Source organism: Lutispora sp. QWL-02 (assembly GCF_058315355.1).
This window is the reverse complement of sequence record NZ_CM177762.1, coordinates 1,428,225-1,442,448: the sequence shown is the minus strand read 5'-3', so window position 1 is coordinate 1,442,448 and position 14,224 is coordinate 1,428,225. Positions and strand designations below refer to the sequence as shown.

At 37.1% G+C, this 14,224-nt stretch carries 13 protein-coding genes; 2 read left to right on the top strand and 11 right to left on the bottom strand.

Translation table 11 applies throughout. From position 1 onward, the window contains the following. Positions 1–37: 37 nt before the first annotated feature. Positions 38–2,221 (bottom strand): extracellular solute-binding protein, encoded by a 2,184-nt coding sequence (locus tag AC4HCY_RS06625; protein ID WP_491095642.1) that lies wholly within the window; start codon positions 2,219–2,221, stop codon positions 38–40. Between the two features lie 252 nt (positions 2,222–2,473). On the opposite strand from AC4HCY_RS06625, the gene AC4HCY_RS06620 reads away from it, so the two are divergent. Then, positions 2,474–2,803 carry a DUF4351 domain-containing protein gene (locus AC4HCY_RS06620; protein WP_491095641.1) on the top strand — a complete coding sequence of 110 codons (330 nt, stop codon included), beginning with the start codon at positions 2,474–2,476 and terminating at the stop codon, positions 2,801–2,803. Positions 2,804–2,831: 28 nt separating this feature from the next. Here AC4HCY_RS06620 and AC4HCY_RS06615 read toward each other — a convergent pair whose 3' ends face one another. From AC4HCY_RS06615 to AC4HCY_RS06595, 5 genes are all read right to left on the bottom strand, one after another. Next, the gene (locus AC4HCY_RS06615; protein WP_491095640.1) at positions 2,832–4,778 is read right to left on the bottom strand and encodes an ABC transporter substrate-binding protein; all 1,947 of its coding nucleotides are present in this window, start codon (positions 4,776–4,778) and stop codon (positions 2,832–2,834) included. Then, the gene (locus AC4HCY_RS06610; protein ID WP_491095639.1) at positions 4,753–4,977 is read right to left on the bottom strand and encodes a hypothetical protein; all 225 of its coding nucleotides are present in this window, start codon (positions 4,975–4,977) and stop codon (positions 4,753–4,755) included. The genes AC4HCY_RS06615 and AC4HCY_RS06610 overlap by 26 nt, the downstream gene beginning before the upstream one ends. A gap of 369 nt (positions 4,978–5,346) precedes the next feature. Then, positions 5,347–5,928, bottom strand: coding sequence for an accessory gene regulator ArgB-like protein (locus AC4HCY_RS06605; protein WP_491095638.1), 582 nt, complete (start codon positions 5,926–5,928; stop codon positions 5,347–5,349). Positions 5,929–6,030: 102 nt separating this feature from the next. Beyond that, positions 6,031–7,296: a sensor histidine kinase gene (locus AC4HCY_RS06600; RefSeq protein WP_491095637.1), complete on the bottom strand. Its 1,266-nt coding sequence runs from the start codon at positions 7,294–7,296 to the stop codon at positions 6,031–6,033. Beyond that, positions 7,280–8,017, bottom strand: coding sequence for a LytR/AlgR family response regulator transcription factor (locus tag AC4HCY_RS06595; RefSeq protein ID WP_491095636.1), 738 nt, complete (start codon positions 8,015–8,017; stop codon positions 7,280–7,282). Before AC4HCY_RS06595 ends, AC4HCY_RS06600 begins: the two co-directional genes overlap by 17 nt. 225 nt (positions 8,018–8,242) lie before the next feature. Between AC4HCY_RS06595 and AC4HCY_RS06590 the strand changes: the two genes are divergently transcribed. Then, entirely contained in the window at positions 8,243–8,863 is a 621-nt protein-coding gene (locus AC4HCY_RS06590) for a ribonuclease H1 domain-containing protein (RefSeq protein WP_491095635.1), read from the top strand. A gap of 23 nt (positions 8,864–8,886) precedes the next feature. Here the strand turns inward: AC4HCY_RS06590 and AC4HCY_RS06585 are convergent, their stop codons facing one another. The 5 genes from AC4HCY_RS06585 to AC4HCY_RS06565 all read right to left on the bottom strand — a co-directional run bounded on the left by AC4HCY_RS06585 (position 8,887) and on the right by AC4HCY_RS06565 (position 14,031). After that, positions 8,887–9,546, bottom strand: a complete 660-nt coding sequence (locus AC4HCY_RS06585; protein ID WP_323430760.1) for a CoA transferase subunit B — start codon at positions 9,544–9,546, stop codon at positions 8,887–8,889. Beyond that, on the bottom strand, positions 9,546–10,199 hold the full coding sequence (locus AC4HCY_RS06580; RefSeq protein WP_323430759.1) for a CoA transferase subunit A: 654 nt from the start codon (positions 10,197–10,199) through the stop codon (positions 9,546–9,548). The genes AC4HCY_RS06585 and AC4HCY_RS06580 overlap by 1 nt, the downstream gene beginning before the upstream one ends. Before the next feature lie 25 nt (positions 10,200–10,224). Beyond that, on the bottom strand, positions 10,225–11,403 hold the full coding sequence (locus AC4HCY_RS06575) for an acetyl-CoA C-acetyltransferase (RefSeq protein WP_491095634.1): 1,179 nt from the start codon (positions 11,401–11,403) through the stop codon (positions 10,225–10,227). Between the two features lie 319 nt (positions 11,404–11,722). Next, entirely contained in the window at positions 11,723–13,450 is a 1,728-nt protein-coding gene (locus tag AC4HCY_RS06570) for a sigma-54 interaction domain-containing protein (protein ID WP_491095633.1), read from the bottom strand. A 128-nt stretch (positions 13,451–13,578) separates the two neighbouring features. Beyond that, positions 13,579–14,031 (bottom strand): Hsp20/alpha crystallin family protein, encoded by a 453-nt coding sequence (locus tag AC4HCY_RS06565; RefSeq protein ID WP_323430756.1) that lies wholly within the window; start codon positions 14,029–14,031, stop codon positions 13,579–13,581. Positions 14,032–14,224 lie beyond the last annotated feature (193 nt).

Genomic DNA, 14,224 nt, shown 5'->3' with positions numbered 1-14,224 from the left:
TTTAAAGCATAAGTATAGTTTTGCGATGCTTCGCTTCCTACTCGTTTAAATATAGTTCCACCTTGTTTTGTATGACCTTGGCCGTTTCCTCTGCGCTCCCGCTGCCACAAAGGTATGCTTTGACTTCCTCCCAGATGGTATTGAACAATTCATCAGGCATTCCTAAAGCCGCATTCTTATTCAGACTATTTTTTATATCGTTTATAGCCTCGATATTATCATCACCCAGCAGATTATATTTTTCTAGTTCTTCAGCAAAAGCAGCAATCCTTCTTTCATCGGCTTTCCTATTTACAGCGAAATTGTTTTCACTTAAATAGAATTGAATATCTTCACTAAGAAGGTATTTCACAAATTCCCATGCTTCTTCTTTATTTTGAGATCTGCTGTTTATCGATACATTATAAGCATCAAAGGTTCTGGTATCTGTGTACTCTCCCCAGGGCCAGGGCAAAAGCCTCATGCCTTCGTCATAGGGATTGCTGATGTTTATCCAATGATAGCTTCCGGTTGATATGGCGGAAAATAGTATATTTTTTCTGGCGGTGTCAAGACCCTTTTCATCGCTGCCGGTATGTTCAGGATACATAAATTTATTTTTTATTGATTTTAAAAGCTTTAAAGCATCCATAAATTCTTTAGTATCAAAACTTGCCTTTTTGTCATCCCAGTCTATGTAATAATCAATATCGCATCTAATTATATTTTCAAACCAGAAGTATTCATCATAATCATATTTACGCAAAACATAATAATTCTTATTTCCGTTCTTTATCTTCTCTTTTATCTTATGTAAGTCGCCCCATCTCCAATGAATGGATGGGTTTGCTTCCAGTTCTTTCAGAAGCTTCTCATTTCCCATGTAGAAATTTACACTATAAAAAACCGGCAGAATGTAAAGATTATTCTTATATTTCGACCCTTCTATCGGAATCGCATAATAATCCTTTGTGTCAAATTTGCTGTCGTTCTCTAGCATTTCATCCAGTTCTTCCAGTATACCGCTGTCTATATACTCTCTAACAGGATAGTAACCGCATAATATATCAGGTCCTTTACCTGCCATAAGCTCAGTGTTCAAAAGTTTTATATAGGGCAAATTGCTAAGATTGTTAACATCATAAAGCTGTTCATGCGATACAAAACGGACACTAATATTGGAGCATTGTTTTTCAAATTTTTTTATTATATTTGCGATATATTTGCTGGCATTGCTGTCAAGAGGATAATAGGAATAAACCACTATTTCCTTTTTATCCTCAATGCTTTCTTCATTGTTTTCTGTTTTTATAAGCTTCAATACTTTTTGAGTGCTGCCGCTTTTCCCTCTGGCATATATATTTTCTTCTTCATCCACAATGAAACATAATATGCTATCCAGACCTTCAAGCTGCTCTCTCTTAGCTATATTTGTTTTTGCGTTTTCTTCACCATCGCAGCTTGCTATGCCTTGCGAAGTTAATTCATATAAGGTTTTATTTTTTATATTGTAGTATATGGATTCCGGTATATCACTTTGGCTATAGCTCTTCTTCCATATAGATTTATGCTCCCTGCCCGATACTTTCTCTATATAAGCTTCCGAACTGGCGTCATAACATAACCCTACTATGTTATCTTCTTCGTCTATGTCCGCATCCAGAAATTTTCTGCCTTGAATAGTGGCTACATTCTTAAGCTTTGTATCTAATACTTCTACTTCTTCACTTACCTTCAGGCAATATATATTTCCTTTGCTGTCTATAACAATCTTATCAATGGTTTCTCCTATAAGATATTTGCTGTCTCCCTTGATTTCTACTATTCCGCTTTGCTCTTTAAGTGTGTTGCTCTGAGGGTCGTATATCCTTAACTGTCTTTTAAGCAATATATTTTCTTTGTTTACGTTCTTTTCAAGGTATTGGAGAAGCACATAAAGCTTGTTGTCCTTGTCAAAAGACAATAGCCCGTCCCAGTTTTCCCCCACTTCAGTTTCTCCGGTTTTACTGCCGTCCTTGTCAAATATGTATAGCTTCTTTTCATAGTAGTTATATACAGCCAGTTCTCCGTTGCTTCCCATGGCAACGGATGATATTCCTTTGCTTCCATTGGCCGAATATATTTCTTTGGCTTCATAGGTGAATTGCTCCTGCTCCTTATTGGTGCTGGTAGCAGGATTTGTCCCGCAGGCTGTGGTGAATATTATGCTTATGACCATGAAGAAAAGAATTATACGCTTCACTTTAACTCTCTCCTTAAACTTGTAAATTGGTTTTGTTCAAGCATCATTATATGGCTTAATTAAAGTATAACTGAAAGAGGCAAAAGTTTACAGCTGCAAGAGACAAAAGGTAACTTTTTAAGGATAAAATGTATATGAAGCATGGAAATCATGATCCAGCGTTTTGTTCTACTGCTGATTTCATTTACACCTTTTGGAATTATTGATATAATATAATTAACAAACGAGAGGGGGGAGGAGCTGAGTATAGCTATGGAAATGCTGAAAAAAATAAGTGCAGATGAAGAATTGAGAGAAAAATATGCAGCCCGTGAAAAGGCCCGACTTGACGCCATATCAAGCCTTAAGTTTGCTGAGATGAAGGGCATGGAAAAAGGCAAGGCTGAAGGTAGAGCTGAAGGTAGAGCTGAAGGCAGAGCTGAATTATTGATAAGACTTCTCAGCAAAAAATTTGGCGTACTGCCTACGTCTTTACAAGATGATATACGAAATGCTGCTCTTTCTGTTTTGGATTTGCTGGCAGAAAATATATTTGAGCTCAATTCTATAGAAGAAGTCATAAATTTAATCGATAAAAAATAAGGAAGCCAAATAAAAGGCTTCCTTTTCCTTACTCATTAAGATACAACTCCACCTTGTTCTGTATGGTCTTAGCCGTTTCTTCGGCACTCTTGCCACCGGAGAGATATGTTTTGATTTCCTCCCATATGGTATTGAATAATTCATCAGGCACTCTTAATGCCTCATTTTTATTCAAGCTACCATTTATGTCCTTAAACGCCTGCAGGTTGGCATCTGCATCAAAACCGCTTTTCTTCATTGGCTCCAATTGGATTTCCAGCACTCTTTCGTTCGCTCTCTTATTCACCGGAATATCATTTTCGCCTATGTAGAATTGAATATCCTCGCTTAAAAGATACTTTATATATTTCCAGGCCTCGTCCTTATATTTTGAATTGCTGTTTATTCCCGCATTATATGCTAAAAATGATTTGCTGCCACCGTATTCAGGTTTAGGCCTTGGAAGAAGTAGAATATCTGAATATGGACTAAGAACATACGTGAATTCATAGCTTCCTGAACGAAAGTCAGGATAGAACAACGTGTTGTTCTGGATAAGCTCTAAGTTCCTTCCGTTTTTAGGGAATGGCTTAGCTTCAGGGTGTTCAAAGTTTCCGCTTCTTATGGCCATAAGAAGCTTCAAGGTTTCTATGAATTCCTTGGAGTCAAACCTGGCTTCCTTATTTTCCCAATCGATATAGTAGTCCATACCATCCTTAACCAGTCTTGATAATATAAATTCTTCCGGGTATGTGGGAGCAGCATATATGTCTCTTTGCTTAACTTTTCCCATGATTTCATATAAGTCTCTCCAGGTCCATTCCATATCTATTGTTATCTTTTTGTCCTCCAATAGCTTCTTATTGCCTATATAAAATTGCTTTGTATATATCAAAGGCATTATATATAAGCTATCCTTATATTTGGAGCCTTCTATAACCGCTTCATTATAGTCTTCTTTATTGAATTCGTTGTCTGCGTTTATCATTTGGTTTAAATCAAGAAATACACCTTTTGTGATATATCCCATGGATGGGTATATCCCGCATAGTATATCAGGCCCCTTCCCCGTCAGAATCTCTGTGTTGATTTGCTGCAGGTTGTCATGAATTTCAAATTTGATCTTTATATCCGGATGCTTCTCTTCAAATTTCCTTATCACATTTTTTATGTTTTGATGGATATGATCGTCTCCTGGATAATAGGAGTATAGCAATATTTCCTTCTTCTCCGTTTCTTCTTGTTCTTTCTTTTCGGTCTTAGCATATGCCAGCAGCTTGCTCTGACTGCTGGCCTTCCCAAAGGCATATATTTTTTCTTCTTCATCTATAATGAATCTATTTATGCTTTCCAGTCCTGATAATTGAGTGGTGTCTGCTATATACCCTTTTATATTCCCTTTGTCGTCATATTTAAATATGCCTTTTCCATTCAAACCATATAGGGCTTTGTCTGCCGCGTTGTAATATATTAATTCAGCAGCTTCATTGCTGTCATGTTCCTTCTTCCATATGGGCCTATGATCTTTGCTCGATATTTTCTCTATGTAGACTTCCGAACCGCTTTCATAACATAATCCTATTATATTGTCTTCTTCATCTATGCCTATATCCAGAAACTTTTTCCCTTGAAGAATGGTAATATTTTTGAGCTTTGTATCCAATACTTCCACTTCTCCATTTACTTTAAGGCAATATATATTTCCTTTGCTGTCTGCTTCTATTCTTTCCGCAATTTCTCCCGTAAGGTATTTGCTCTCCCCCTTGATTTCTGCTATTCCGCTTTGGTTTTCAATAGCACCACCTTGAGTGTCATATATCTGCAGCTGTCTCTTTAGCAATATATTCTCATTATTTTCATTTTTTTCACGGTATTGCAGCAGCGCATAAAGCTTGTTGTCCTTGCCAAAGGCCAATACCCCGTCCCAGTTTTCCCCCACTTCGGTTTCTCCGGTTTTACTGCCTTCCTTGTCAAATATGTATATCTTTTTTTTCATAGTAGTTGTATACCGCCAGTTCTCCGTTGCTTCCCATAGCAATGGATAAAATGCCTTTGCTTCCATTGGCTGAATATATTTCTTTGGCTTCATAGGTGAATTGCTCCTGCTCCTTATTGGTGCTGGTAGCAGGATTTGTCCCGCAGGCTGTAGTGAATATTATGCTTATGACCATGAAGAAAAGGATTATACGCTTCACTTTAAACCCTCCCCCAAACTTGCAAATTGGCTTTGTGCCTTAATCATTGTATGACTTAATTAAAGTATAACTGAAAGATACAAAAATTTACAGTCGCAACAGATAAGAAGTACACAACCTTGTATATCTTTGATTTACAATAATTGTGTACTTCTCTATACCATCGTTAACACACCCACAACAATTTAATTGAATAAAAAAATTAAAATAAAAGATCATGCTTGATGTACCTTATCTGCTTTGTCTAAACCTTATTTAATCAAAATTTCCGGCGTCTCTACCTCCTCCAATAATCCCCAAACGCATGCTAATGCAACACTCGTTTGTGCTGCCATAATAGCAAGCACTGTAAGCAACAACGCTAACATTTTACGCATATGAGCTCCGCTCCTTTCCAAATATTTTATATGTTATTGGTAATACCAACAGTGACTCAAAAAACATGCTTACCACCATAACGCCGGATATATCTTTTGGTAAAAGGCAGGATGCTGCAAAAATTATTACAACTATTAGAATTGAATCTGCTTTTAAATCTGCTTTGAGCTTATATGATTTGATCGGTTTTTTCCTTGTATCCGATGGAGAATATAATGCAATTATAATAAATGTGATTATAAACAAAACAATATTGTGGCTTCTATCCAGATAAGGAGAGAGATAAGCCGGGCTATATATTGCTAGCATAGATGATATTATACAAGCTATTCCCCGTTCTGCATGAATACCTCCGGCAAAAGTCCTCAAAGAGCCGAAGCATATATAGGCTATGACAGCATACTTGAGAATCCCCAGCATGTAACCAATAGTAAATATTATAGGAATTTTATATGCGTTTATCAAAAAAACTTTTATCCCATATCTGATGGTTTCTATTTTTATGCTGTCAATTTCTTCCATGTGAGCTACAATAAAATCTTCTATTCTTTTAGCTAAAGCATCAATTATCATACTCATCACCTGATTTAAATATAACAGAATAAAATAAAAAGTCCATAGGCATAGGACAAGAGGTAGCTTTTTAAGTACAAGATGCATTTTGTCGAAAAAGTATCAGTTGAATTTTTTAATTATCAGCTCCTGGATATAATATTTTTCCTCTATTATAGTGTTATTAAGCATCAAACCATACTTCCTTAATATGCTGTTTACTGTCCTTAATCCTATTCCGTTGCCTTTTTTGCTTTGATTGGCGTCATAGGAATTCTTGATGATGGTTATATAATATTGGTCATCTTCAAACATGCAAATCTCTATATATTTTTCCTTCGTTAATCCTGATGCTTCTATGGCATTATCTAAGAATACTCCCAGTATCTCACATAAATCCGATATATTTACTTTAACATCTTCCAAATCTGTAGTTATTTCTAGATTCAAATTCAACGATAATGCTTCTATCCTGCCTAATTTGGAGGATAAAAGGCTCTTTACCCCAGGGTGTGCTATCTTGTATAAAGATGCTATGTTGCTTTTCTCAATACCCTTTTGCCTTTCGATGATACTGCTGAAGTGCTCCTTTAATCCTTCCATATCATTTTCCTCGATAAAGGCTGATGCAGCCTGAATAATATTATATGTATTATGCCTGACCCTTCTATATTCATCAATAAGCTCATCCGCCATATTTATATATACCTTTAGCTGTTTATTCTCCTGCTCATTCACTACTAAATTGCTATAAATTCCATATACTGCCATAGTAAGTATGAAATAAGCTGAGGTTATGAATATGTTCATGAGCATCAATCTCTTACCTATCAACTCGATATATTGGTTGTAAACCAATATATTAAAAGCAGTTACTATGAAGGTCATCAACGCAAAGGCTATATAGGCTGCATTTTTATTTGTTTCATTGACTATTTTTTTCTTATATAATAGAGCTTTTATGAATATTATTTGGGCATAAGATAAGTAAGATATTACAAGATTTGTTAACAATACATATATAATATTTGTTTGAAGCATTTTCATTTCATAATCTAGCATCTTAATAAGGATAAAAGCAAGAAGCGAATCGTTTATCAAAGCAACCGTATATATTATGATTGTATAATAAGCAGATTTCAGTATGTCCTTAATCAGTATAAAATAAGTGGTCAATACGATAACAACTACCATCGCTATCATTTTTAATGGCAAGATTACATTATCATTATATCCATAGCTCTTTATCATGGCTGTTAGAAAAGCAGTACAGATGATATAAAAAACTGCTTTAATTCTATTAAATCTTATACCTGATAAACGTACTATTGATATATAAGACAAAACAGCCATTATAAAACACATAAGGAAGTTAACTGCCAAAAGCATCGATAATCTCCTTTCTATGGTTCCTGGAGAGAGGACAGCGGTCTCCATTAGACATTATGATATCCATATTATCTATGCCCTGCACTTTGTTGATGTTTATCATATAAGATTTATGGCAGTCCATTATGATATCATTCCCCATACGAGACAGCTTGTCCCGTACATCCTTCAAAGTGCAAATAAAGCTTATCTTTCCTGTTTCTGTATGGATAATTATTTTGTTCTTTATGACCTCCAAATATATTATGTCTTCTACATTTACCCTATACTGCCTGCAGCCGGATTTTATGCTTAAGGTATTATTCTTTTGATGATTGTCATCCTCAATAGCCTTCCTCTTTTTCTCAAGCTCGCAGATTGACTCCAGACATTGTCTTATATCTTCCGGTTTCAGGGGCTTCACTAAATAATCCATTACGCGCAGCTTATATTTATATGTCAAAAAAGCAAATTCCTGATGAGCTGTGATAAATACTATATAGGAGGAAGTATCTCTGTCCCTTATGAGTCTGGCTATGTCGATTCCATTTACAGATGTGTCTAATTCTATATCTATGAAATAAACTGAAGCGGTATCATTATATTTGATATAATCCAATACTCTATCGGGCTTTGTTTCTGAAAGAACAATCCTGCCTAAATTTAGCTCTTTTATCATGGGTTCAATTACAGTCCTTATGCTTTTGGCCTCCATATCATCACATATGACAAAGTTAAGCAATTATCGCACCCCACATCATTTGCCCTATAGAAATTTATTGCATATATTAGTAGATATTGGTCAAGAATAGTATACCAGAGCCAATAATACTTCTCAACTTTTTACTAATTACGACATAAAAATACATCGCCTCTAAATAGCTGAAATATATTTATACCAGTTTTTAATTGACAAACCCAGCAGCGTATAGTAGCATTTGACTGACATCATTATTGGAGGTAGTCTATGGCAAAGAAGAAGTATTATGGAGTGAGAAGTCAAGAGATCACAGGGGTATTTGAGACCTGGGAAGAATGCAAGAGCAGCATTGAAGGCGTCAAGGGTGTAAAATACAAGTCATTTCCCACCTTTGAGGAGGCTGATGCCTTTGCAAAAGGCATAGATATTTCAGAGATCCATATGAAGCTCGCTGCAGAATCAGGCTCGGTAATTGCATATGTAGACGGCAGCTATGATGACAGCTTAAAGAGATATTCCTTCGGTTGCGTCATAATAACACCTCAAGGAGATATCATTTGTGAGAGCGGCAGCAATGATGACCCGGAGGCAGTGGGGAGCAGAAATGTAGCGGGAGAGCTTATGGGCGTCATGTTCGTAATAAAATGGGCCTATGGCAAAGGCTTTGATAAGATAATAATAAGACATGATTATGAAGGAATAGCAAAATGGTTTACAGGCCAATGGAAGGCTAATTCCTATTGTGCAAAAAAATATATTGAATATATGAACAAATATAAAAGCGCTATCAATATCTCTTTTGAAAAGGTTGCAGCCCATTCCGGTGATAAGTATAATGAAATGGCTGATGAGTTGGCAAAGAAAGCATTAAAAAATGCCCCGACATAGCCGGGGCATTTTCTCGTCTAGGTCTATATTTCCATCTTTTTTAAATCCTCAGAAATAATTAATGTTGCCTCAGTTGCATTCTGAACTTCTTCAACAGTAAATTCAGGGTTTATCTCTTTTAGAACAAGCCCTTTGTCTGTAACCTCCATTACTCCCATCTCTGTTATGATAAGATCAACGCATTTCACCGCTGTCAGAGGCAATTTGCACCTTTTGAGTATCTTGTGGCTTCCCTTTGCCGTATGATTCATGGCAACGATTACTTTTTTTGCTCCCGTGACCAGATCCATGGCTCCGCCCATTCCCGGAACCATCTTGCCGGGCACCATCCAGTTTGCAAGGTTTCCCTTTTCGTCTACCTCAAGAGCTCCCAGTACCGTAACGTCTACATGTCCGCCTCTTATTATGAGGAAGGAATCCGCACTGTCAAAAAATGTTCCTCCGGGATTTATAGTTGCATATTGTGCTCCCGCATTTACCAGATCCGGATCTTCCTCTCCTTCTTTAGGTGCAGGCCCCATTCCGACAAATCCGTTTTCCGATTGAAGTGTTATTTCAATGCCTTCGGGAATAAAATTGGCAACAAGGGTGGGAAGCCCAATTCCAAGGTTTACTACATCGCCGTCCTTCAATTCTTTCGCTACTCTTTTTGCAATAAATTCCTTTTCCATGTTTTTATCCATCACTTATTACCCCCTACTACATAATCTACAAATAATCCCGGAGTCATAACATCATCCGGATCGATCCCGCCGACTTCAACTATCTCATCTGCTTCAACAATTACCAGTTCAGCGGCCGCAGCCATCAATGGATTAAAATTTCTTGTAGCTTTTCTATATCTTATATTGCCTTTTTTATCTACCTTTGCTCCAACTATAAGCGCTACATCAGCCTTAAGAGGTTTTTCCAATAAATATTCTTTTCCATCCACTTCAATTATTGTCTTTCCCTCTGCCACTACTGTCCCGAGCCCTGTCGGTGTTAATATCCCGCCCAGGCCTGCGCCGGCTGCCCTGATCCGCTCTGCTAAAGTCCCCTGGGGTACCAGTTCAACCTCCAGTTCACCTGCATTCATTTGATTTCCGGTTTCTTTATTGGTCCCGATGTGGGATGCTATCAATTTTTTGACCTGTTTATTTACAATAAGCTTTCCTATACCAATATCGGGAAAAGCAGTATCATTTGCAATCAGCGTTATATCTTTAACCCCTTTTTCAACTATCGCATCAACAATTCCAAAAGGATTTTTGCATCCTAAAAAACCGCCGACCATTATTGTCATGCCATCATGGATCATATTTACAGCATCATCTATAGAAATCAACTTATTCATTATATATACCTCCTCATATTGCTATTTATCTCTTAACTATTATTGATGTCCCTTGGCCGCCTCCAATGCATAAGGTTGCAAGGCCGGTTTTATTATCTCTCTTTATCATCTCATGGATCAATGTAACAAGTATTCTGGTTCCTGAGCATCCTATGGGATGGCCTAAAGCTATGGCTCCGCCATTCACGTTTGTTTTCTCAGGGTCTAATTCCAAATCCTTTACAACTGACAGGGATTGAGCTGCAAAAGCTTCATTAGCTTCAACCAGGTCTATATCTTTAATAGTCATTTTAGCTTTAGCCAAAGCTTTCTTTGATGCAGGTACGGGGCCATATCCCATGAGCTTGGGGTCTACGCCGGCCGAGGCAAAGGATACTATAGTTACCAATGGTTTTATACCTAATTCATCTGCCTTTTCCTTTGACATCAGCACCACTGCTGCAGCACCGTCGTTTATTCCTGATGCATTACCCGCAGTGACTGTTCCATCCTTTTTGAATGCTGGTTTAAGCTTTGATAAGCCTTCAATAGTAGAGCCAAAGCGTGGATGCTCATCTGTATCTACTACTACCGGATCGCCCTTTCGCTGGGGAATTGCTACCGGCACTATTTCATCCTTAAATCTTCCGCTCTTTATGGCTTTTTCTGTCCTTAACTGGCTCTCCAATGCAAATTTATCTTGCTCTTCTCTTGTAATATTCCATTGCTCTGCAATATTCTCTGCAGTAATTCCCATATGATAATTATTGAAAATATCCGTCAAGCCGTCATGAACCATATAGTCCACAATCGTGCCGTCACCCATTCTATGCCCCCATCTTGCTTTAGGCATGAGGTACGGCGCCATACTCATATTTTCGGTGCCGCCAGCAAGTACTACCTCTGCTTCTCCCAGCATTATTGCTTGAGCAGCTAAGCTCACTGTCTTTAAACCCGAGCCGCAGACCTTATTTATAGTCATGGATGGCACTTCTACGGGGATACCTGCCTCAATAGCTACCTGTCTTGCCACATTCTGGCCCAGACCGGCCTGAAGCACATTGCCGAATATTACCTCATCAATCATTTCAGGCTTTACATTTGCTCTGGACATAGCCTCTTTTGCAGCAACCACTCCAAGAAAAATTGGGGAAACATCCTTAAAGCTCCCGCCAAATGTTCCTATAGGCGTTCTTACAGCACTGACGATAACAACCTCTCTCATCGATTTTCCTCCTTTTATTTTATAGTGTTATTTCTTATCAGGACATTCATTTGAAACCAACAATTTCATAGAGTAAATGATGCAAATAACATACCAATTATCAGCTTATAATATGATTCTCAAACGCTTGTGTTCCCAATGGTTTGCCTATGTCATAAAAACTGGAGATAAATGAGCAGCAAAAAAAGTGTAGAAATATCTCTACACTTTTTTATTTGAACTTTATTTTTATCATACATGCTAGAGAAGCATCACGTTAAGATGGTGTAGCAAAATTTCTACACAAATACTTATTGTATATAATCAGCTACACTAATATTCAAAATCTATCGGATTTAAGAATGCTTTTAATGTTAATACCGTAATTATCCATCTTTTTATATAAGGCTGTTCTATGTATTCCCAGATACTTAGCCGCATCAGTTTTATTTCCATTTGTCAGCCTCAACGCTTCCATTATTGCATTTATCTCTGCTTCCGCTACTTTAGCCTTTAATAGACATGCCTTTTCGCTATAATCATTCTCGCTAAGTTTGTTATTTATATAGTCAGGCAAGTGTTCTGGCTTGATAACATTTCCGGAAGAAATATTTGTGGCCCGCTCTAATACATTTCTTAATTCACGCACATTTCCGGGCCAGTTATATAGCCTTAAGACCAGATTGGCTTTATCGGTAATCATTTTATAAGGGAAACCCATCTTTTGCATCAGTTCATTTAAAATATATTCGGACAATATGTATATATCATCCAATCTATTTCTTAAAGGAGGAATGTCTATTTCAACTACATTTAATCTATAAAATAGGTCCTGTCTAAATCGCCCTTCTCTTACTGCTCCCTCCAGGTTTTCATTGGTGGAGGCTATTATTCTTACATCGGCCTTTATTCTGGTGTTGCCTCCGATCCTTTCAAATTCTCGCTCTTCCAATACCCTCAACAGCTTTGACTGCATACTGTATGGCATTGAAGAAATCTCATCCAAAAGGATGGTGCCGCCATTGGCAAGCTCAAATTTGCCCAGCTTGCCTTCCTTTTTTGCCCCCGTAAAGGCACCGCCTTCATAGCCAAAAAGCTCTGATTCCAATAATTCATGTGGTATTGCGGCGCAATTTATTCTGATAAAGGGCTCGTATTTTCGCCGGCTTGCATTGTGTATAGCATGTGCAAAATATTCTTTGCCTGTCCCGCTCTCCCCTCGGATCATTATAGTAGAGTTCAACTCGGCGGCCTTTCTTGCGATCTCCTTTAGTTTAAGCATCTTCTCATTTTGTGTTATTATATCGTCAAAGGAATACCGGGCCCGGTACATCTTGCTTATTTCCCCTTTATATTTTCCCACAGTATTCTCAAGCACCTCCAGCTTTTTTGCCAAGGTCTTGACTTCTTCTATATCCCTGAACAATACAGTACCTAAGGCTCCGATGGTCTTTCCGTCCTTTACCACAGGAATCCTGCTGGCTATCATATTATGCCCTTGTATTCTTTGGACATCGCATAGTTCTTTCTTCCCGGTCTTTACAACGATATGAAGCCTTGTGTTTTCAATAACCGTCTCCACAGGCTTCCCCAATGCATCGCATTCTTTTATTCCCAGCAGTTTTTCATAATTCCATTTAAGTATGCGGCCATCTTCATCGACCAATACCATACCTTGATATGCATTATCCAGAATATCCTTCATGACATCCAGGCTATGCTTAAGTTCATTGATTTGAAAGCCGGAGCTTTCCATATTTTCTTCATCTTTAAAAATCAATATGGAGTAATCATATTGTTCAGATGCTTTCATTACCAGTTTTTCAATTTTTATTTTTCTATCTTTAATATATATGTCCTTTTTAAGATTACCACTGCTGCTTAATATTTCATCAATGCAATATCCGTCTAATTTCTGAAGAACATTGGGAACCTCTTCTTTCTTTATATTAAATATTTCCATGAATTTATTATTGGCAATTATTCTGCTTTCAGAATCAAGGATCAGGATTCCTTCAGATAAACGATCAATAAGAGTACAAATGTTGCTGTAATAATTTCTGCTCATTTGTAATCACCTGCCACTTATTTTTACATCTTTTACTTATTATTTTATCATAAAAAAATTTTTTATGTTTTATCTTTTAGCGTTAAAAATATACCGCAGTCCTTTTGACTGCGGTATATTTTTAAATGCTACTTGATCTCTATTTTGTTTTTCTTATTCACGCCGGGCTCCTTCTTGGGGAGTACCATTGACAAAACTCCATTTTCGAATTTTGCAGAGATTTGGCCTTCCAATACATTTTCAACATAAAAGCTTCTGCAGAAGCTGCCGCTTCTTCTTTCTCTTCTGATGTAATTCTCTTTTTCTTCATTGATTTCTTCATTTCTTTCCACAGATATGGTCAGCCTGTCATTATTGAGCTCCACATTGATCTCTTCCTTTTTGATCCCTGGCAAATCAGCCTCGACAATGTATTCCTTCTCATTCTCCTTCACATCTACTCTCATCTGGGTATCCCCTGTGAAAAATGCAGGCATAAAGGAATCATTGAAGAAGTTGTCAAACAAGCTGTCTATGTTGAAAACATCATTTGGCCTGTTAGCCAGACCTTTATTTCTTCTGCCATATGGAACTAAAAACATATACAACACCTCCGTGATTTATATAAATTTTGTTTTTAGTTTGACTTTGACTTTCTTTGACCTTTAATTATATTATACAATACTTTTTATATATTTCAATAGCTTAGAGCTATTTTTAGCTTCAATATATAATAATATCTACGCGATATTCAAATTTATACCTATTTTTCTCATTATTTCTCCCTATTAATAG

What these genes read in the sequence shown, in the direction of transcription:
- AC4HCY_RS06620 (WP_491095641.1), top strand. Translation starts at nt 2,474, where the DNA reads ATGGAAATGCTGAAAAAAATAAGTGCAGATGAAGAATTGAGAGAAAAA.
- AC4HCY_RS06615 (WP_491095640.1), bottom strand. Translation starts at nt 4,778, where the DNA reads ATGAAAAAAAAGATATACATATTTGACAAGGAAGGCAGTAAAACCGGA.
- AC4HCY_RS06605 (WP_491095638.1), bottom strand. Translation starts at nt 5,928, where the DNA reads ATGATAATTGATGCTTTAGCTAAAAGAATAGAAGATTTTATTGTAGCT.
- AC4HCY_RS06600 (WP_491095637.1), bottom strand. Translation starts at nt 7,296, where the DNA reads ATGCTTTTGGCAGTTAACTTCCTTATGTGTTTTATAATGGCTGTTTTG.
- AC4HCY_RS06590 (WP_491095635.1), top strand. Translation starts at nt 8,243, where the DNA reads ATGGCAAAGAAGAAGTATTATGGAGTGAGAAGTCAAGAGATCACAGGG.
- AC4HCY_RS06585 (WP_323430760.1), bottom strand. Translation starts at nt 9,546, where the DNA reads ATGGATAAAAACATGGAAAAGGAATTTATTGCAAAAAGAGTAGCGAAA.
- AC4HCY_RS06580 (WP_323430759.1), bottom strand. Translation starts at nt 10,199, where the DNA reads ATGAATAAGTTGATTTCTATAGATGATGCTGTAAATATGATCCATGAT.
- AC4HCY_RS06575 (WP_491095634.1), bottom strand. Translation starts at nt 11,403, where the DNA reads ATGAGAGAGGTTGTTATCGTCAGTGCTGTAAGAACGCCTATAGGAACA.
- AC4HCY_RS06570 (WP_491095633.1), bottom strand. Translation starts at nt 13,450, where the DNA reads ATGAGCAGAAATTATTACAGCAACATTTGTACTCTTATTGATCGTTTA.
- AC4HCY_RS06565 (WP_323430756.1), bottom strand. Translation starts at nt 14,031, where the DNA reads ATGTTTTTAGTTCCATATGGCAGAAGAAATAAAGGTCTGGCTAACAGG.